General features: G+C 52.1%; 14 protein-coding genes and 1 pseudogene. 4 read left to right on the top strand and 11 right to left on the bottom strand.

All coding sequences use genetic code 11. From position 1 onward, the window contains the following. From wcaA to wza, 4 genes are all read right to left on the bottom strand, one after another. Window positions 1-840 carry a colanic acid biosynthesis glycosyltransferase WcaA gene (gene wcaA / locus C1P89_RS03720; RefSeq protein WP_000662438.1) on the bottom strand — a complete coding sequence of 280 codons (840 nt, stop codon included), beginning with the start codon at window positions 838-840 and terminating at the stop codon, window positions 1-3. A gap of 92 nt (window positions 841-932) precedes the next feature. Beyond that, window positions 933-3095, bottom strand: a complete 2163-nt coding sequence (wzc, locus tag C1P89_RS03715) for a tyrosine-protein kinase Wzc (protein WP_000137147.1) — start codon at window positions 3093-3095, stop codon at window positions 933-935. A gap of 2 nt (window positions 3096-3097) precedes the next feature. Then, the gene (gene wzb, locus C1P89_RS03710) at window positions 3098-3541 is read right to left on the bottom strand and encodes a low molecular weight protein-tyrosine-phosphatase Wzb (protein WP_000482901.1); all 444 of its coding nucleotides are present in this window, start codon (window positions 3539-3541) and stop codon (window positions 3098-3100) included. A gap of 5 nt (window positions 3542-3546) precedes the next feature. After that, complete coding sequence (gene wza, locus C1P89_RS03705) at window positions 3547-4686, bottom strand: polysaccharide export protein Wza (protein ID WP_000978094.1); 1140 nt, start codon at window positions 4684-4686, stop codon at window positions 3547-3549. A 308-nt stretch (window positions 4687-4994) separates the two neighbouring features. Between wza and C1P89_RS25760 the strand changes: the two genes are divergently transcribed. Continuing rightward, complete coding sequence (locus C1P89_RS25760; protein WP_162829205.1) at window positions 4995-5144, top strand: hypothetical protein; 150 nt, start codon at window positions 4995-4997, stop codon at window positions 5142-5144. 200 nt (window positions 5145-5344) lie between these two features. After that, window positions 5345-6928 (top strand): TerC family protein, encoded by a 1584-nt coding sequence (locus C1P89_RS03700; RefSeq protein WP_005136829.1) that lies wholly within the window; start codon window positions 5345-5347, stop codon window positions 6926-6928. Between the two features lie 273 nt (window positions 6929-7201). Here the strand turns inward: C1P89_RS03700 and asmA are convergent, their stop codons facing one another. The 3 genes from asmA to udk form a co-directional block, all read right to left on the bottom strand. Continuing rightward, window positions 7202-9055, bottom strand: coding sequence for an outer membrane assembly protein AsmA (gene asmA / locus C1P89_RS03695; RefSeq protein ID WP_001252331.1), 1854 nt, complete (start codon window positions 9053-9055; stop codon window positions 7202-7204). Between the two features lie 21 nt (window positions 9056-9076). After that, complete coding sequence (gene dcd / locus C1P89_RS03690) at window positions 9077-9658, bottom strand: dCTP deaminase (protein WP_001234767.1); 582 nt, start codon at window positions 9656-9658, stop codon at window positions 9077-9079. A gap of 91 nt (window positions 9659-9749) precedes the next feature. Further along, entirely contained in the window at window positions 9750-10391 is a 642-nt protein-coding gene (gene udk / locus C1P89_RS03685) for a uridine kinase (protein ID WP_001295424.1), read from the bottom strand. Window positions 10392-10708: 317 nt separating this feature from the next. Here udk and C1P89_RS03680 point away from each other — a divergent pair, with 317 nt between their 5' ends. Beyond that, on the top strand, window positions 10709-14026 hold the full coding sequence (locus tag C1P89_RS03680; RefSeq protein ID WP_000043779.1) for a diguanylate cyclase: 3318 nt from the start codon (window positions 10709-10711) through the stop codon (window positions 14024-14026). Between the two features lie 109 nt (window positions 14027-14135). Here the strand turns inward: C1P89_RS03680 and alkA are convergent, their stop codons facing one another. Beyond that, window positions 14136-14984, bottom strand: coding sequence for a DNA-3-methyladenine glycosylase 2 (gene alkA / locus C1P89_RS03675; protein ID WP_000288382.1), 849 nt, complete (start codon window positions 14982-14984; stop codon window positions 14136-14138). 133 nt (window positions 14985-15117) lie between these two features. Here alkA and yegD point away from each other — a divergent pair, with 133 nt between their 5' ends. Then, window positions 15118-16470: a molecular chaperone gene (gene yegD / locus C1P89_RS03670; protein WP_000469756.1), complete on the top strand. Its 1353-nt coding sequence runs from the start codon at window positions 15118-15120 to the stop codon at window positions 16468-16470. Between the two features lie 12 nt (window positions 16471-16482). On the opposite strand, the gene yegI is transcribed toward yegD, so the two are convergent. From yegI to C1P89_RS03655, 3 genes and pseudogenes are all read right to left on the bottom strand, one after another. Continuing rightward, window positions 16483-18423: a protein kinase YegI gene (yegI, locus tag C1P89_RS03665; protein WP_005136826.1), complete on the bottom strand. Its 1941-nt coding sequence runs from the start codon at window positions 18421-18423 to the stop codon at window positions 16483-16485. Continuing rightward, a complete protein-coding gene (gene pphC / locus C1P89_RS03660; protein WP_000119079.1) occupies window positions 18420-19181 on the bottom strand; it encodes a protein-serine/threonine phosphatase PphC in 762 nt (253 codons plus the stop codon). Before pphC ends, yegI begins: the two co-directional genes overlap by 4 nt. After that, window positions 19178-19836, bottom strand: a pseudogene (locus C1P89_RS03655) (vWA domain-containing protein). The gene pphC and the pseudogene C1P89_RS03655 overlap by 4 nt, the downstream one beginning before the upstream one ends. Between the last annotated feature and the right edge of the window lie 117 nt (window positions 19837-19953).

The following is a 19953-nucleotide window of genomic DNA, read 5'->3' as shown; positions in this document are numbered from 1 at the left end:
TTAGCGCCCCCGAATACCATCAGCCAGACGTTTGCCGTTACGCACCGACAGCAGCGTCAGCAAAGTGCGCCAGGTCATACGTTTATTGCGGATCTGGTAGAGGGTAAACAGCTGATATTTTTTGCTTGCACGGTCAAATTTATCTTTGTGCTTTCGGTAAAAGTGGAAGTACCCGGAGAATTTTTTCGGTGACGAGGTGATCTGCATTTCACCGTGATTGATATGCAGGATCTGCGTCGCTTCTTCCACTTTCCACGGTTCGCCGTACTCCACCACCATCCGCAGGAAGATGTCGTAATCCTGTGCTGCTTTCAGTTCGGTATCGAACAAACACTCTTTGAAACGCCATGCCCAAGTAAAGACCTGATTGCCAATGATATTGCGTTTATAGAACAGGCGGCGTGAGTACGGCGATTTGGGATACAGTGGTAAGCTTGCCGGTTGGGAATAAACTTCTCCCTGGCATACGTAGTCGTTAGCGTACAAAAAGGCGTGAGTGACCAGTTGCTGTTTATGGGCGAGGAAGACGCTCAGACGGTTGGGTGTCCATTCGTCATCGTCATCGATCCCGGTAATGTATTCCCCTTGCGCCAGCATAATCGCCTGGTTACGTACCGCGCACGCCCCGCTGTTAATGTCGTTGTGAATGTAGGTGATACGCGGATCGTTGAGGGCAGTGACGTACTGTTGCAGTTGTTCCCAGGAGGTGGAGCAATCATCCACGATGATCATCTCCCAGTTGCTGTAGTCCTGGCGCAGGACCGATTTTATCGCCCGAATCGCCAGTTGTTGGCGGTTCCAGGTCGGCATATAGATTGAAATCAGCGGATTCTCTTTCATAGGTTGTTCTCCCGGCTTATGAGCTGGTTTGCTTGCCGGATGCGGCGTGAGCGCCTTATCCGGCCTACGGGGCGGTGCGAATGCAGGCGTCGTTATTTCGCATCCGACTTATATTCGTATTCGTAATAGCCATAATCCTGATACGCGCTGGCGCGGCGGAAGATGGAGTTCAGAATCACCCCTTTCACCGGAATACCGTTTTGCTCAAAGCGGCTCAGACTGGTTTCCACTTCTTTCAATGTGTTGACCGCATAGCGCGCCACCATTAACGTGGTTCCAGCGTGACGCCCGACAATTGCTGCATCGGTCACTGCCAGAATCGGCGGCGTATCAATCAACACCAGGTCGTAGTTTTTACTCGCCCAGCTCACCAATTCGGCAAAGCGTTCGCTCATCAACAGTTCAGAAGGATTTGGCGGCACCTGACCGCGCGGGATCAGGTCAAATTTGGCAATAGAGGTCGGTTTAGCTGCGGTAGTAATATCGCCCTGGCCAATCAGAATTTCCGACAGGCCATTGACGTTATTGGTACCCAACAGCTCGTGGGTGTAGCCTTTGCGCATATCGCAGTCGATCAACAACACCCGTTTATTGGTCTGACTGATCACCGCCGCCAGGTTGGCGCAGACAAAGGTTTTACCGATTGACGGGCTCACCCCTGTCATCATCAACACATTGTTCTGCGCCTGCATCATCGCGAAGTGCAGACTGGTACGCAGACTGCGGATGGCTTCAATCGCCAGATCGGTTGGATTCCCCACCGCCAGTAGCTGGCTCTGTTTATAGCGTTTAATCCCTTTGATGGTTTTGACGCTATCGCGCGCTTTCTGCCATTCCGACAGCGGGATGCTGGCATAGACGCTGATACCATGTTCTTCCAGCACCTGCGGGCTTTCGATGCCGCGATTAAACAACGAGCGCAGCAGCACACCCACGATAGAGAGCATCAGGCCGAGGATAATTGCGCCGAGGATAATCAGTCCTTTCTTCGGTTTCAGCACGCCAGGCTGGGTGATTGCCGGGTCAACAATGCGCACATCGCCGACGGTGCTGGCTTCGGTGATTTTCAGCTCCTGCTCTTTATTCAGCAGTTGCATATAGACCTGCTGACCAGACTCGACATCGCGGGTCAGGCGCACAATCTCCTGCTGGGTTTTCGGCATCGCCGTTACGCGACCGTTAAGTTTGGCTTTCTCTTCTTCCAGCGCCTGACGTTTCTCCAGCAGCGTGCGGTACGCCGGGTGAACTTTGGTGTACAGCTTGGAGATTTCCGCCTCTTTAAAGGTCAGTTCGTTCAACTGCGCGTCGATGTTCACCATCGAATCGAGCACCGCTTTCGCTTCCAGCGGCAGATCAACAGAATCTTTATCCTGACGGAAGGCATTCAGTTTGTTTTCGGCAACATCGAGGCGGCTACGTACTTCCGGTAACTGTTGCGCGAGGAAAGCGAGGCTTTTCGACGCTTCCGCCGATTTGCGCTCAATATTTTGTTCCTGATAGTTACGGGCGATGCTGTTAAGAATGTCGCGGATCTGTTCGCGATCTTCACCGGTATAAGTCAGGCTCAGTACGCCTGCGTCTTTGCCGTTCTCCGTTACCGTCAGGCTGTTTTGCAGTTGGTTGATCATCCCCAACGTGGAGTATTTGGTGACGGTAAACTCACTGCCCGGGCGGGCGTGAATGGCTTCAACCATCAGCGTGACGCCTTCTTTTTTCAGCATCTGGCCCGCTTGCCCACGGGCGCTAAAGCCGCCATCACTGCTCAGGGTGTAGTTTTTATTGTCCAGCACATTAAGCGTAAACACCTGGCCCGCCATCTCTTTCGGGCGGTTAAAGGTAGTCACTTTCACCGTCTCGTTCTGGCGTCCCATCAGTCGCTCCCAGCCCGCCCCGAAAATCGGGAACGTGTTTTTGCTCACTGCAATATCGAGGTCGAGATCGTCCACCGTTTTACCAAGCACCAGACGCGAACGAATCAACTGGATCTCGGCGTCCGATGCAGGCGGTTTGTTGGCTAATGCCGAACCAATGTCCTGCACTAACGAATTGCCGCTGTTTTGCTCGATTTGTACCAGTGCGTCGGCACTATAAATCGGCGTTGCGAAGAAGGTGTAAACCACGGCACAGAGGGCAAATACAGCGGTGATGCCAATCACCCACCAGCGCGCTTCAATGACGGTGCCGACCAGGCGACCAATATCGATTTCATCACTGCCCGTTACCGGAGCGGCATGTTGTTTTACTTTTTCTGTCATTCTTATACCTGCTCTGCGTTCAATGCCTGCGCCCACTGGCGGGCAGACCGTTCAAGTAATGTGTACACCGCTGCAAACGTTTCCCGGCTTTTGCGATACGGATCGGGGATTTCACATTCGTTATCCCAGTGACCAAACAGCATCACTTTGCCGCGCATCTCAGGTGCCATCTCGCATAAGCGTTCGATATGGCGCTTTTCCATGGTCAAAATCAGGTCATAGTTGCGACACAGGCGGCGGCTGATTTGTCGTGCACAGTGGCCTTCCAGAGACAGTTGATGTTCTGCGGCGACGCTGATAGCGGTAGGATCAGCGCCCTTACCGACCAGCGCGCCGAGTCCAGCGGACTCCACTTTCAGTTCCGGGTGATAACGTTGCAGTAAGCGTTCCGCCGTCGGGGAACGGCAAATATTGCCGACACAGACAACTAATATGTTGTTAAACATGACGATTACCAGTTATGAATGTCGCTGGCTGTATCCGTCATGTAACGGACACCGCTAATAGTTGGCAACAACTGATTGATCAGACGGTTCCAGCGGGAAACCGGGGCGGTGGTGACATACACCACGTCATAAGGTTGCAGGCGGAATTCTGTCGCCATCACCAGCGACGTGGCATCGGACATATCCAGCTGGTAGATATTGGCAATCTTGCCATTACGCCCGCCCTCGCCTTTCAGCGGACGAATGACAAAGATGCCGCTGGCGTTGGAGGTGGTCATGTCGATACCTTCAGCATTACCCAGGGCTTCAGTCAGGGTCATGCCGCTAAAGTCCATTTTCAGGGTGCTCTGTTTCTTCACTTCACCCATCACAAATACTTTCAGATCATCATTACGCGGCACGTAGAGAATATCGCCGGGATAAAGCAGTCGGTTCTGATTGAGGTCGCCGTTTTGCATCAGCGCCTGCAAAGAAATGCGTTCTTCACGACCATTGTGTGTTAGCACTACGTTGCGCCAGTCAGCGGTGTCGGTCAGGCCACCTGCGGCGTTGATGGCGTCGAGAATAGTCAGTGGCACGTTGGTGATCGCCTGTTGACCGGATTTATTCACCTGACCGGAGATATAGGCCTTTTGTGAGCGGAAGGCGGCGATATTAACGTCCACCTGCGGGTCAGCGATGTACGTCGCTAAGCGCCCGGTAATATCACTGCGGATTTCAGCGAGCGTTTTCCCGACTACGTGAACCTTGCCGATATACGGGTAAAACATAGTGCCGTCAGGCTGTACCCAGTTGCCGGTGTCGCTGGAGCTGCGGTACTGACCGGCTGGCGTGGTGAGTTCCGGGTGATCCCAGACGGTGACATTCAGAACGTCGCCCGGCCCGACGCGATACTGGTAATTCGCGATCTCGCTTTCCAGCGTCATATTGGGGCGCGCTACATTCGGGCGTGGGCGTAATTGGTCAATCAGGCGCGGGGTCAGCGGATAAACATTCACCATTTTGTCGAGATCGAAATCAGCGTCCTGCTGTTTGATGACGTCTTTGCCCATCGTCGACATATTGCTGCCCGGAAGTACTGTGCAACCGCTTATCAAGGTTACTGACACCAATAATGGCATCAATTTCATTTTGGATTTCATCATTGTTTATTTATCACTTTGGCAGAGTAATTATCCTGTGCACTATTAATAGCAATATCGCCATGCACATTTACCTTGCAGTTAATTGAATAAAAATTTAACTGGCATCAGTCCTAAAAAAATTGATTTCATCCGCAGGCTATTGACAGAATAATTCAGACTGGTCTTTCAGGCATCCAGACACGCTACCGCCCCTGGCTTTTTAGCCACCAATACACTGATTTAGCTTAATTTTTCAAACCCTCTCTGCATACAATCGTTGATGAGAAAGGGTTATTGCGGAAATTAACTTCCGAATATAAGGTGACATTATGGTAATTGAATATTGGCTCTCCAATAATGCAGGAGGAAGTGTTACAGCTAACGGAATAGCAGGCAAGGTAACAATTCGGCAATTGGCTATTTTTAAGAATTATATTAAGTGTCATTCAATATGGTTTTTAGGAGTTTCTTTAGGTTGACAATATTTAATATTGCGCCTCCACATGCGATATTTCTTAAATAATGTTTTATTATTACCACTTTTAATTCAGGGATAATGTGAGGTTATTACCCTCAAATAATATGAGATAAATAGTGCTGCAACATTGCATTTTTGCCCCGATTTATCCATGATCGAATTGTGACATTTGTCATACAACGAATAGGTTTTGTACTTACTATGGAATGGATTGCCGATCCGTCTATCTGGGCCGGGTTAATCACGCTGATTGTGATCGAACTGGTCCTCGGCATTGATAACCTGGTCTTTATTGCCATCCTCGCCGAAAAACTACCGCCGAGGCAGCGCGACCGCGCACGGGTTACCGGGCTGCTGCTGGCGATGTTAATGCGCCTGTTACTGCTGGCGTCAATCTCCTGGCTGGTCACCCTGACTCAACCGCTGTTCAGCTTCCGCTCGTTTACCTTTAGCGCCCGCGACTTAATCATGCTGTTTGGTGGTTTCTTCCTGTTGTTCAAAGCCACGATGGAGCTGAACGAACGGCTGGAAGGGAAAGACAGCAATAATCCCACACAACGCAAAGGTGCGAAGTTCTGGGGCGTGGTGACGCAAATTGTGGTACTGGACGCCATTTTCTCACTCGACTCAGTGATTACCGCCGTCGGGATGGTCGACCATTTACTGGTCATGATGGCCGCCGTGGTTATCGCTATCAGCCTGATGTTGATGGCCAGCAAGCCGTTAACGCAATTTGTTAACAGTCACCCGACGATCGTTATTCTCTGCTTAAGCTTCCTGTTGATGATTGGCTTTAGCCTGGTGGCAGAAGGTTTCGGCTTCGTCATTCCGAAAGGCTACCTGTACGCTGCCATTGGTTTCTCGGTGATGATCGAGGCGCTCAATCAGTTGGCTATCTTTAACCGGCGACGTTTTCTTTCCGCTAACCAGACGCTGCGCCAGCGGACTACCGAAGCGGTAATGCGCCTGCTTAGCGGGCAAAAAGAAGATGCGGAACTGGACGCCGAAACCGCGTCCATGCTGGTGGATCATGGTAACCAGCAGATCTTTAATCCGCAGGAACGGCGGATGATTGAGCGGGTACTTAATCTTAACCAGCGTACCGTCAGCAGCATTATGACGTCGCGCCACGATATTGAGCATATCGATCTCAACGCGCCGGAAGAAGAAATCCGCCAGTTGCTGGAGCGAAATCAGCATACGCGGCTGGTGGTTACCGACGGTGATGACGCAGAAGATTTGCTCGGTGTTGTTCACGTTATCGACCTGCTACAACAGTCTCTGCGCGGCGAACCGCTCAACCTGCGGGTGTTGATTCGCCAGCCGCTGGTGTTCCCGGAAACCTTGCCGTTGTTACCTGCCCTGGAGCAGTTCCGTAATGCCCGCACGCACTTTGCTTTTGTGGTGGATGAGTTTGGCTCGGTGGAAGGGATTGTGACATTAAGTGACGTCACTGAAACCATTGTCGGTAACTTACCGAACGAAGTGGAAGAGATCGACGCCCGCCATGATATTCAGAAGAATGCGGACGGTTCCTGGACGGCGAATGGTCATATGCCGCTGGAAGATCTGGTGCAATATGTGCCGCTGCCGCTGGATGAAAAACGTGAATATCACACCATTGCCGGGCTGTTGATGGAATATTTACAGCGTATTCCAAAACCTGGCGAAGAAGTTCAGGTGGGGGATTATTTGCTTAAAACGTTGCAGGTGGAAAGCCATCGCGTGCAGAAGGTGCAGATTATTCCGCTGCATAAGGATGGCGAGTTGGAGTACGAGGTGTGATGGTATCGGTCATTTTACCCAATAGCCGAAAGGAATAAGATGAGGGAACCGCGCCAGCGGCGATTTACCGCCGGGAGCCCGGGTTGCCAGGGTGGTGGCGATTGAGCCACCCTGGCACGTTCACCGGCTTGAGCGTTCCATAGTAGCGAGGAACATCAAGTGAACGGAACAGCCTTCGATCTTACATATTCAGAATATAATGATGCCGCCACGAACGCCTGATGCGACGCTTTACGCGTCTTATCAGGCCTACAGGACTGGTCACCTGGTAACCTACATCTTCTCCAGCAACTTCTTCACATCCTTGCCATTGCGGGAATCTTTATTCCGCTCGGCCCAGTCATTCAGGCGACGTTTCGCTTCGTCCTGTAGATGTTTGCGCAGTAACTGATCCACTTGCAGGCTGTAATTGAGTTGCTGCCAGTTGCCATAAACCCGCAGCGGTACTGGCGTTTCTTTCAGGAAATCAATCAGTTTACTTTCCCCGTTCCAGCCACCCACGACCCGAATATCAAACTGGGTATCGCAGGTTTGATCTGCCAGATTCAACATGCCTTCCCCTGTCAGCGCCAGCACAGGCGATTGACCTTGCATGTCGTTTAACGTCACGACGCCATCCTTCAACGTCAAATCGGTGGTAAAGCGGTCAAGCCGCGTCACGTTATCAAAGTTTTCAGCGGCCTTCACATCACCGCCATTACGCTCTACCGCTTGCTGAATCATCTGCTGGAAGTTCATCCCTTCCATGCGCGTGTCGGTCATTTCGACATGTGCCTGTCCTTGCCAGTTGTGGCGGAATGCGTCGGCATCTATGTCAGCACCGGAGAAATCACCAGCCAGTGACATTTTTCCGGTCAACGAAATCGGATAGTTAAACGCCTTCAGAATGGTACCAATCTCAACGTTTTCCAGCCGTGGCTGGAAGTTTATCCGCGGATTTATTGATGTCGCGTCCAGCGTGCCCGGCAGTGAAACCTGTCCACCGTTAAGTTTGCCCTGCAGTTGAGTAATTTCCAGCAAACCCGACTTGTTGGTCATTTGCGTGGCAACATCTGTAAAATTCATTCCGCGCCAGCGCACGTTACTGGCCTGCAACAAAATATCAGCCGTAAAGCCTTGCAGTCCCTGATAGGCCGGTTCATCAATACGCGAAGAAATGACCGGGCGCGGCAACGTTGATTGGCTCTGCCCCTGCTGCGCGGCACCGTTTTCACCATTCGCGGTTTCATTAAGCGGGATGAGGTTGTCAAGATTCAGTTGCGGGAATTGCAGTCTCAGCTGCCATTCCGGTTTCTCTGTCAGCGTGACCTGTGCTTGCCCGCTCAGCGTACTGTCATTGGCGGTCAAGCTGATTTGGTTAAATGAAAGGCGTTTATGTGACTCCTGCCACTGGGCCTGGAAACTCCCCTGCCCCTGAATACCTTGTTTTGGTAAATCGGCACCCTGCAACTGCCAGTTAATTTGTTCAATAGCCGCCGTTAAATCATGCGGATAATCAGAAGCATCCACCGTACCGTTAAGGGATATTGTGAGATCGCGCTGATCGCGATTAACCCGCCCGGAGAACTCAAATGAGCCACGATGTTGGGGATCTTGTTCCATTTGCAGGCGGATATTGCGGATTGTCACCTGCTCGTCATCTTCATGCTGGAACACCAGCACGCTGTCCGCCACCTTAAGACTGGATATATCAAACGACCATCCGCGATCGTCTGACAGATCCGGCAAGGTATTGTCGCGCGGTGCAACCGGAGCGTCTTCACTGCGCACCGCTTCCGTCTGCGGCGTCAGTTGGATCACTGCCCCTTTTAGCATCACCTGCTTAACGCTCAGTTGATGACTCAGTAGTGGTAAAAGCGCCACGTCCAGACGCATGTTGTCGGCGCGAACCAGTGGCTGGCTTGCGCCCTGGGCGGTGAGAGACATTCGCCCGGAGAGGATACTAAGCTGCGGCCAGACGTGCCAACGCAGTGGCCCGTCGAGCTGCAATTGATAACCGCTACGTGCAGCAACTTGCTTGACCATATAGTCGCGGAAATCATTCGGATTCACCAGCAACACTAACGCAGATAACCCGGCCACCAGCACGACCAGGAGTATCATCAGCGTCGTCAGAAATCGTCTCATGGTATCCTCAATGGGCCTGAATTAGTCTTTATCGATTCGGCTGGCTACCGCGCCCTGCTGGTTGCGATATTTCGCATCTTCACGGCGGTTGTAAGGTCGCGCCGCCGGGCCGGAAAGCGGCTCAAAGCTCAGCGCACCAATTAACATGCCCGGACGCAGCGCCAGCGGCAGCTTACCGGAGTTGTAGAACTCCAGCACAATGCAACCAGACCAGCCCGGATCGATACGGTGCGCGGTGACGTGCACCATCAGCCCCAGACGCGCCAAAGAGGAACGCCCGTCCAGCCAGCCCACCAGATCGGCTGGCAGCGTCACCGACTCCAGCGTCACCGCCAGCGCCAGCTCTCCTGGGTGAAGATAGAACGCCTCGCCCTCGTCGAGAACGATCTCATCGCTCATCACGCGGTCAAGCGCGGCGCTCACTTCATCTTTGGGACCGCTCAGATCGATAAACGCTGCCGTGTGACCACGGAAGGTACGAAATTTATTGCCCAGGCGTACATCCACCGTCGCGCCGTTAATACGCTCCACTGGCGGACGTGGGTTGATCGACAAACGGCCTTCATCAAGCCAGGCTTCAATATCTCGGTCACACAGACGCATGGCATTTTCTCCTTTCGCGCATCACTCCCTTAACGCCAATTACGTCAAGGGCATACCAGGTTATCACTGAACGGTACACAATTTATCAAGCTTATTCAAAGAACTGACTTATTTTCGCTTTCAATATATCGATCGCGATGCGGTTTTTCCCGCCGCGCGGCACGATAATGTCCGCATATTGTTTAGAAGGCTCAATGAATTGCAGGAACATCGGGCGCACGGTTTTTTGATATTGCGCCATCACGGAATCCATTGAACGCCCACGCTCGTTAACGTCACGCTTGATGCGGCGCATCAGGCAGATATCCAGCGGGGTATCAACGAAAATGGAGAAGTTAAGTTCGTCACGCAAACGCGCATCCGTCAGCAACAAAATGCCTTCGAGAATGATGACCTTCTTCGGCTCAACCGTCACCGTTTCTTTCATACGCGTATGTTCAACATAGCTGTAAACCGGCAGGTCAATTGCCGAGCCGCGTTTCAACGCTTGTAAATGCTCAAGCAGCAGGCTGTGATCCATCGCGCTGGGATGGTCGTAGTTGGTCTTAACGCGTTCTTCCATCGACAGATGGCTTTGATCTTTGTAATAGCAGTCTTCGGGAATTACGCCGATGTGTTCATCACCGACTTGCTCACGTAATTCACGATAAAGGGTACTGGCAATAAGACTCTTGCCGGAAGCCGATGCGCCAGCGATACCGATAATGACGCACTGATGAGACTGATCAGTCATATATTTAGCGACCTGATTAACCTGGATGTTAGGAAGGGGGCGACGAAGCGCCAAACGCGGCAATTATAGGGATTTCATCCGTCTGATACCAGTCGAATAGCGTTGCCGCGCGCTCAGAGTTAATTGTTGACAAAGAATTCCCGGTGGCAAATTACGTTGATCAGTTTTATGTAAGGTAAAAAATGTTATACGCAGTTGCGCAAATTATCCGCCTTTACGTCACTTTATGAGCAATTCGCATATAAAATGTAAAACTTTTGTACTAGCATAAACACAGAAACGAATACTGGCGACCTGGTCTTGCGGATAAAGCGGTAATGAGCAAACAATCACAGCATGTATTAATTGCCCTGCCCCACCCGCTGCTTCACCTGGTCAGTTTAGGTTTAGTCTCGTTTATCTTTACCCTTTTCTCGCTTGAGCTTTCGCAGTTTGGCACCCAACTCGCCCCACTGTGGTTCCCGACGTCCATCATGATGGTGGCGTTTTATCGCCATGCCGGGCGCATGTGGCCGGGAATTGCGCTGAGCTGTTCGCTGGGAAATATCGCCGCATCCATCCTGCTTTTTTCCACCAGCTCGCTGAACATGACCTGGACGACCATCAATATTGTTGAAGCCGTGGTCGGGGCAGTGCTGCTACGTAAATTGCTGCCGTGGTATAACCCCTTGCAAAATCTGGCTGACTGGCTGCGTCTGGCACTCGGCAGCGCCATTGTTCCGCCTCTGTTGGGGGGTGTTCTGGTTGTCCTGCTGACGCCCGGAGACGATCCTCTCAGGGCATTTTTGATATGGGTACTGTCAGAATCCATCGGCGCTCTGGCACTGGTGCCGCTGGGATTGTTATTTAAACCACACTATCTGCTGCGCCATCGCAACCCACGGTTGCTTTTTGAGTCGCTGCTCACGTTAGCCATCACACTGACGTTAAGCTGGCTTTCGATGCTGTATCTGCCGTGGCCTTTTACTTTCATTATTGTGCTGTTGATGTGGAGCGCCGTGCGCCTGCCACGAATGGAAGCCTTTTTGATCTTCCTTACCACGGTGATGATGGTGTCGCTGATGATGGCCGCGGATCCCTCCCTGCTTGCTACGCCGCGTACGTACCTGATGAGCCATATGCCGTGGCTACCGTTTTTGCTGATCCTGCTGCCCGCCAACATCATGACCATGGTGATGTATGCCTTTCGTGCGGAACGCAAACACATTTCCGAAAGCGAAACCCGCTTTCGGAACGCGATGGAATATTCCGCTATCGGTATGGCGTTAGTGGGCACCGAGGGACAATGGCTGCAAACCAACAAAGCGCTCTGCCAGTTTCTCGGGTACAGTCAGGAAGAGCTGCGCGGACTCACCTTTCAGCAACTGACCTGGCCGGAGGATCTCAATAAAGATCTCCAACAGGTTGAAAAGCTGATAAGCGGTGAAATAAACACCTATTCAATGGAAAAACGCTACTACAACCGCAATGGCGATGTTGTCTGGGCGTTGCTTGCCGTCTCACTGGTGCGCCACACGGATGGCACGCCGCTCTATTTTATCGCTCAGATTGAAGACATTAACGAGCTAAAACGCACCGAACAGGTCAATCAGCAACTGATGGAGCGCATCACGCTGGCTAACGAAGCGGGCGGGATTGGCATCTGGGAGTGGGAGTTGAAGCCGAATGTTTTTAGCTGGGATAAGCGGATGTTCGAGCTGTATGAAATTCCTCCACATATCAAACCGAACTGGCAGGTGTGGTACGAGTGCGTGCTGCCGGAAGATCGCCAGCATGCCGAAAAAGTGATTCGTGATTCGTTGCAATCACGCTCGCCCTTTAAACTGGAATTTCGCATTACCGTAAAAGACGGTATTCGCCATATCCGCGCCCTCGCCAACCGGGTACTGAATAAAGAAGGCGAAGTCGAACGTCTCCTCGGCATCAATATGGATATGACCGAAGTGAAACAGCTTAACGAGGCATTGTTTCAGGAAAAAGAGCGCCTGCACATTACGCTTGATTCCATCGGTGAAGCCGTGGTCTGTATTGATATGGCGATGAAAATTACCTTTATGAATCCAGTGGCGGAGAAGATGAGCGGCTGGACGCAGGAAGAAGCGTTAGGTGTTCCGCTCCTGACGGTGTTGCATATTACTTTTGGCGACAACGGACCATTAATGGAGAACATTTACAGTGCCGACACCTCACGTTCCGCAATCGAACAAGATGTGGTGTTGCACTGTCGGAGCGGCGGCAGTTACGACGTGCATTACAGTATTACGCCGTTAAGTACTCTGGACGGCAGCAATATTGGTTCGGTTCTGGTGATTCAGGACGTCACCGAATCACGCAAAATGCTGCGCCAGCTGAGCTACAGCGCCTCCCATGATGCACTGACGCATCTCGCCAACCGCGCCAGTTTTGAGAAACAACTGCGTATCCTGCTGCAAACGGTAAACAGTACGCATCAGCGACATGCCCTGGTGTTTATCGATCTTGATCGCTTTAAAGCGGTGAATGACAGCGCCGGGCATGCGGCGGGCGACGCTTTGCTGCGCGAACTGGCGTCGTTGATGCTGAGTATGCTGCGCTCCAGTGACGTGCTGGCGCGGCTCGGCGGTGATGAATTTGGTCTGCTGCTGCCAGACTGCAATGTTGAAAGCGCTCGTTTTATCGCTACACGTATTATCAGTGCTGTGAATGACTATCACTTTATATGGGAAGGCCGGGTACATCGGGTAGGTGCCAGCGCCGGGATTACCTTGATCGATGACAACAATCATCAGGCGGCAGAAGTGATGTCGCAGGCTGATATCGCCTGTTATGCCTCCAAAAATGGTGGACGGGGCCGGGTGACGGTTTACGAACCACAGCAAGCTGCCGCACATAGCGAACGGGCGGCGATGTCGCTTGATGAACAGTGGCGGATGATTAAAGAGAATCAGTTGATGATGATCGCCCACGGTGTCGCTTCGCCGCGGATCCCGGAAGCGCGTAATTTGTGGCTGATTTCGCTTAAGCTCTGGAGTTGCGAAGGCGAAATTATTGATGAACAAACATTTCGTCGTAGCTTCAGCGATCCGGCACTTAGCCATGCTCTTGACCGACGGGTATTCCACGAATTTTTCCAGCAGGCCGCCAAAGCGGTTGCCAGTAAAGGCATAAGCATCGCCCTCCCCCTTTCCGTTGCCGGTTTGAGTAGCGCCACGCTGGTGAATGATCTGCTTGAGCAGCTGGAAAATAGCCCTCTACCACCACGGTTATTACATCTGATTATTCCGGCTGAAGCGATTTTAGATCACGCAGAAAGCGTGCAAAAACTGCAGCTGGCGGGATGTCGGATAGTGCTCAGCCAGGTGGGCCGCGATCTGCAAATCTTCAACTCGCTGAAAGCGAATATGGCAGATTACCTGCTACTTGATGGTGAGTTATGCGCCAACGTGCAGGGTAATTTGATGGATGAGATGCTGATTACGATTATTCAGGGGCACGCTCAGCGACTCGGGATGAAAACCATCGCCGGGCCAGTCGTTTTACCCTTAGTGATGGATACGCTTTCTGGCATCGGCGTCGATCTGATTTATGGTGATGTGATTGCCGATGCCCAACCGCTGGATTTGCTGGTGAATAGCAGTTATTTCGCGATTAACTGAGAGAGCGTTTGCCCATTGCCTGATGCGACGCTAACGCGTCTTATCATGCCTACAAATCGCTCATTCCCCAGACCGGATAAGGCGCTCGCACCGCATCCGGCGACCAACGTCATGCTTCGTCTGGTTGCCAGCCTTCCGTATACCAGATATGCAACAGCGCATAAGAACGCCAGGGCTTCCAGCGCTCGGCATAACGGCGGATTTGTGCCGGTGTCATTCCCGGAAATCGCCGTTTAATCAGATAATCATCCGGCAGAAAAACATCTTTCGCCTGCCAGCCACGCAAAGCAAAATAATTCGCCGTCCAGCGCCCGATACCCGGAAAAGTTTGCAGCGTTTTCATCGCCTGCTCCACATCGCCCGGAATTGTCATTGGTAAGCTGCCCTCCAGCGCCGCATTTGCCAGATGAATCAGTGCCTCTGCCCGTTTCAACGGCATGCCTAACGCTTTTAATGCCTGCGGGTCGGCTGCTGCCAGCCGCTGAGGCGTGGGGAAGCAGATATACTCCGGAAAATCATCCAGCCGTTCGCCATAAAGCTGTACCACTTTGGCAGTCAATTTTGCCGCCATCGCCACGCTCACCAGTTGGCCTAAAATCGCCCGCACACCCTGCTCAAAAGCATCAATACAGCCGGGTAAACGCAATCCGGGCCGCCCCGCGCCTAACTTTCCCAACGCACCGTTAACAATCTGCGGGTTACATTGCAGATCAAGCAGGCGGCTCATTTTCGCCAGACACTCTGCGGCAACAGGTTCTAAACCTGCACTTAAATTTATGTGCAGAGTATGGCGGGCTATATCCGGAATAGCAGTCACTACGCCGCGATATTCGCCCACCGCCAGACTACGGGCATAATAATTGTCCGCGACCGTTTCCACACCGCTCACCGCACGGGCGGCGAGAAATCCCAACATCCACGACCAGTCATACGGCGGCTGCCAGTTCAGGGTATACATCGCATCTCCTTGTTAATCCGCTTTCAGCATAAACGTTATTCAGACGTTACGCTTTGCTTTCATATTCCGGTTGTCGCGACAGCAACATTTCGCTAAAGTCACGCCCCTTCTTCACCGGCATGGGGATTAATTCGTGTTTATTGGTTTTGATTACGGTACAGCAAACTGTTCAGTGGCGGTCATGCGTGACGGTAAACCGCAATTACTGAAAATGGAAAACGACAGCACGCTGCTGCCTTCAATGCTTTGCGCGCCAACGCGTGAATCGGTAAGCGAATGGCTGTACCGCCATCATGATGTTCCGGCAGACGACGATGAAACGCAGGCGCTGTTACGTCGGGCGATTCGTTATAACCGCGAAGAAGATATCGATGTTACGGCGAAAAGCGTGCAGTTCGGTCTTTCCTCACTGGCACAGTACATTGATGATCCAGAAGAAGTGTGGTTTGTGAAATCACCAAAATCGTTCCTCGGTGCCAGCGGCTTAAAACCGCAGCAGGTAGCGCTGTTTGAGGATCTGGTCTGCGCAATGATGTTGCACATTCGCCAGCAGGCGCAGGCGCAGCTGCCAGAAGCGATTACTCAGGCGGTGATTGGTCGCCCGATCAACTTCCAGGGGCTGGGCGGCGATGAAGCAAACGCCCAGGCGCAAGAGATTCTGGAACGCGCGGCGAAGCGTGCCGGATTCAGGGACGTGGTATTCCAGTACGAGCCGATCGCGGCTGGGCTGGATTACGAAGCCACCTTGCAGGAAGAAAAACGGGTGCTGGTGGTGGATATCGGCGGTGGTACGACTGACTGTTCATTGCTGCTGATGGGGCCGCAGTGGCGTTCGCGTCTCGATCGTGAAGCCAGTCTGCTGGGTCACAGTGGTTGTCGTATTGGCGGTAACGATCTGGATATCGCCCTGGCGTTTAAAAACCTGATGCCACTGCTGGGTATGGGTGGCGAAACCGAAAAAGGCATCGCCCTGCCGATCCTGCCGTGGTGGAATGCGGTTGCCATCAACGACGTACCTGCGCAGAGTGATTTCTACAGTAGTGCCAACGGTCGTCTGCTTAACGATCTGGTACGCGATGCCCGCGAACCGGAAAAAGTGGCCCTGTTACAGAAAGTCTGGCGTCAGCGTTTAAGCTATCGCCTGGTGCGTAGCGCAGAAGAGTGCAAAATTGCTCTTTCAAGCGTAGCGGAAACCCGCGCCTCACTGCCGTTTATCAGCAATGAACTGGCTACGCTGATTAGCCAGCGAGGGCTGGAAAGCGCCCTCAGCCAGCCACTGGCGCGGATTCTGGAACAGGTGCAACTGGCCCTGGATAACGCCCAGGAAAAACCGGACGTTATCTACCTGACCGGCGGTAGCGCCCGTTCTCCGCAGATTAAAAAAGCGCTGGCAGAACAGTTGCCGGGCATTCCGATTGCAGGCGGCGATGACTTTGGCTCCGTCACCGCCGGGCTGGCACGCTGGGCGGAAGTGGTGTTTCGTTAATTGAAAAATGGCTCAGCAGCGGCTTAAATCTGCCTGCGCCTGAGCCAGTTTTTCTGCTGCCTGACGTAACGGTTCCATCAACGGCATGGTCCGTGCTGGAGCATGAAGGCGGAATCGCTGCAACTCTGTCGCGCCGACTGTCAACGCCGATTCCAGCCGATGTCGTTTGGCGGTCATTTTCGCCATTACCGCTTGTCTGTCTGCTGGCGTTATCGCTTCATTCGGCCTGAACACAAAACGGCGTTCACAGTTCGCTTTCCAGTCGATAACCGCCTGGGTCAGATGGTCGCCAAACCCTTTCACTTGCTTAACGCCACGACGGGTAACATCTGCGGCTGTTTCAATACCAAAAGACCGTAACGCCGCTTTACGCGCAGGGCCAACGCCGGGAATAGAGGCAACATCAATAAAAAATCCCTCCAGAAACTTCTGCTTCTGCCGTTCCCTTGCAGTGTCATGAAGTGCTGCCAGAGCGCGTTTCTCTTCTTCCGGTAACCCGAGAATTTCGTCCTTCATTTTTTCGAGCATCGTCCGTTTGGCGATAAAACCTTCCAGGCCGCCTACCTGCTGGATCTGGCGGACTAAATGGTCATAGTCCATTTTCGCACGATTAAATGCCTCACGGCGTTGCTGAACTTCTGCTTTGTACGCTTTGCTTGTCAAACTGCCAATAATCCAGATAGCCGCCAGCACAGGAACCAAAATAATATAACGCGGTTCTGCCTGAAGGCCGCAAAGCAGCAGCGATAATGCTGACAGTGCGATCTCAAGCAGAATGATGTATTCGCGCCGTAACAGGCCTAAAGGAAGCGGCCTGCCAGTCGGTTGGAAATGATCGGGTAATGGCAGTTGCAATGCTGGCGGTGCTACTGACGCCATCACCATCGCCCAGACTTTTGCCAGCACAAAATCCCCGCCGGTGGTAATGACCTCTTCGCCGAGATCAATAAAATAGATAACACCTTGATTATCCAGCGCACACCATGGGCAGTCAGCCAAATGACCGGGATAAACATGCATTGCCGAAACGGTACATTTCTTTAACTGTTGGCGTAGAGAATCCAGTGCTGATACCCACGCTTTAGCCGTCGGACGCCCGGTTGCCACGCCACTTTCCGTAAACGCCTGCTGAAACATGGCTTCAACATCACTCGGTAACATCGATAGCGGAATCGATCGTGGCGGCGGTTTTAAACCACGTCGCTGATTATCTGACGCGTAGGCATAACGGAAATGGGTAATATCCGTCTCCAGCGCATTACCCGCATCAGAGATAAGCGGCACACCAGAATAAGGATGCCGGCCACCAAACAAGACGTGAAAAATCAGCAACGCAAGGCCAAAATTATCGTGATTTTCTGTGCGTTCAAAGCCGACAAATGACGACAAGGTTTGTAGCTCTGGCGGCGTAAAATGCGACACGCCGACTTCGCATAAATGCAGTGTGCCATTGGCGTTAATCTGAAAGGAGTCGCTATCAATCAACACCACTTTGCTGTCGCGACCTACCATAAAACTGTTCTGGTTTACGTCACCCACGACGTGCCCGTGCTCGTGAACCGTAGCAAAAGATGAAGCAATATTGCGCGCAACATAGAGTAGAAAATCCCACGCACAATGAGGGTAACGTTGACGACGATGTGCCGGGCTATAGATCATATGAATCGGTTCTTTACCAGAAACTTTTGGCATCATAAAACCGATAACTTTTCCGCCTCGTCCACCGTGAAGCGTTGCCTGCGGCCAGGCGACATAATTCAACAATTGCGCGTCAGCTGTCGCAGCCATAAAGGCAAGTTTGTCCTGTTTTAAGGCGGGTGGCGGCGTGTGATAAATCTTGGCGACGCTATCGACAAACTCATTGATATCATAAACCGCGCCTTCACCGCCTTTGCCCAGTTCACGGCCTGGCGTAACGCACTCACCAGTAGCAGTATATAAAGTGGGTTTCATGGTAACCACAGCGCCAGTGCCAACGTTTTATCATCATCCGTACGCTCGTTTACCGCCGGGCTGGACAAAAACTGCTTTAACAATTCAGGTAATAAATCGAGTTGTTCCTGCGTTGCTGACGCCAGTCCATTGAAAAACGGGGTAAAGAAAGGCACATGAGGAGAATTATCCAGCATATTTAACGCCAGCCGCTGAATACCATCCGTAAATGCTGCAACTTTATGCGCACGCCCAGTGCTGGTGAAAGTTTCCAGTCTGGAAACGGCATCTTCGTCGGTAATGAAGTGCGTCATGTTGGCATATTCACCCACCATCGGCGTGAGAGGCAATTGCAGACCGTGACCCAAATCTACCACCACGCCGCCATCGCCAATCTGCATAATCAAGGTGCCGTCAGGCGATGAAATCAATCCCAGAAACGTGCAGGCAAAATCGCGAACTGCTAATGCTTTGGCTTCTGCCTCGGCAAAAAGTCGTTGACGAATAGTCAGTACCATATTTGTGGCGAGGACATCATTAAGCCCCAATTCACCGTCCTGTACTTTTTGCACCATAAACGCCATCGCTTCATTGACGGCGAGCGTCGCGCCTTCTCCTCCCTGCGAAACGCTACCTGCGCCATCAGCAAGGAACATCACCAGTAATGGTTGCTGGTCGTTTAACCAGACAACCTGCATCTGGCAGGCATCCTGACAAGGCAAATCAGCACTAATGTGCGATGTTCCAACAGCGGATGCATAAACCAGACGCCAGCTCACACTGACGTCCAGCCTTTTGGCGCTTCCAGCACAACTTCCGTTCCCGGCGTGGAGCGGGAAACCGAACGCAGCGAACTGGATAACCAGCTAAACAGTTCACGGAATTGTAATCCCTGCAGTGGCAAAGGCTGACGAACGCTGATTTGTGCCAGAGTCTTCATATCCGCCCCCTGAACACCGATGGAAAAGAAGGCAAACTTCTTATCTTCTTCCCCTGAAACACTTTGTTGGCGGCAGCCTGCCACTCATCGGTTGGAGCGCCATCGGTGATCAGGAAAATCCACGGGCGATAATACGAAATACCATTTGCGCGGTACTCACGTTTCCTCTCTTCAACCATATCCAGGGCTTTGGTAATGGCGGCCCCCATAGGCGTATCCCCCTGGGCAAACAGGATGGGCGGGAAAAAGTTAGCGGCGCTGGTAAAGGGTTGTTCCACATGCACCGGGCCGAACGTCACAATGCCGAGTTCCACTCTTTTTAAAGCCAGCGGATCAGCAAGCAGTTCATCACGAAAGGTAACCAATCCGGCGTTAAGTTCATTAATAGGTCTGCCGCTCATCGAGCCAGAAACATCCAGCAGCAAAATGCAGGGGCAACGTGGTTCCGGGTTACTGGCAAAATCGCTGGTGGCAAACGTGATTTGTTCGCTCATAAGAAATCCTTTCTTAGAGAATTATCGAGGTCCGGTATCATACCGATTGCAATAATGAAATAAGAGCAAACGAAGAAACTTTCAGAATTAGGCCCGTCGGCGCAGAAAATTTTGCTA

The sequence above is a fragment of the Shigella sonnei genome (assembly GCF_002950395.1).
Classification (GTDB): Bacteria; Pseudomonadota; Gammaproteobacteria; order Enterobacterales; family Enterobacteriaceae; genus ECMA0423.
Note: the sequence above shows the minus strand (reverse complement) of the source record. Positions and strands in the feature narration are given on the sequence as shown.

Coding starts and splice junctions, on each gene's coding strand:
- wcaA (WP_000662438.1), bottom strand. CDS start 840: ATGAAAGAGAATCCGCTGATTTCAATCTATATGCCGACCTGGAACCGC.
- wzc (WP_000137147.1), bottom strand. CDS start 3,095: ATGACAGAAAAAGTAAAACAACATGCCGCTCCGGTAACGGGCAGTGAT.
- wzb (WP_000482901.1), bottom strand. CDS start 3,541: ATGTTTAACAACATATTAGTTGTCTGTGTCGGCAATATTTGCCGTTCC.
- wza (WP_000978094.1), bottom strand. CDS start 4,686: ATGATGAAATCCAAAATGAAATTGATGCCATTATTGGTGTCAGTAACC.
- C1P89_RS25760 (WP_162829205.1), top strand. CDS start 4,995: ATGGTAATTGAATATTGGCTCTCCAATAATGCAGGAGGAAGTGTTACA.
- C1P89_RS03700 (WP_005136829.1), top strand. CDS start 5,345: ATGGAATGGATTGCCGATCCGTCTATCTGGGCCGGGTTAATCACGCTG.
- asmA (WP_001252331.1), bottom strand. CDS start 9,055: ATGAGACGATTTCTGACGACGCTGATGATACTCCTGGTCGTGCTGGTG.
- dcd (WP_001234767.1), bottom strand. CDS start 9,658: ATGCGTCTGTGTGACCGAGATATTGAAGCCTGGCTTGATGAAGGCCGT.
- udk (WP_001295424.1), bottom strand. CDS start 10,391: ATGACTGATCAGTCTCATCAGTGCGTCATTATCGGTATCGCTGGCGCA.
- C1P89_RS03680 (WP_000043779.1), top strand. CDS start 10,709: ATGAGCAAACAATCACAGCATGTATTAATTGCCCTGCCCCACCCGCTG.
- alkA (WP_000288382.1), bottom strand. CDS start 14,984: ATGTATACCCTGAACTGGCAGCCGCCGTATGACTGGTCGTGGATGTTG.
- yegI (WP_005136826.1), bottom strand. CDS start 18,423: ATGAAACCCACTTTATATACTGCTACTGGTGAGTGCGTTACGCCAGGC.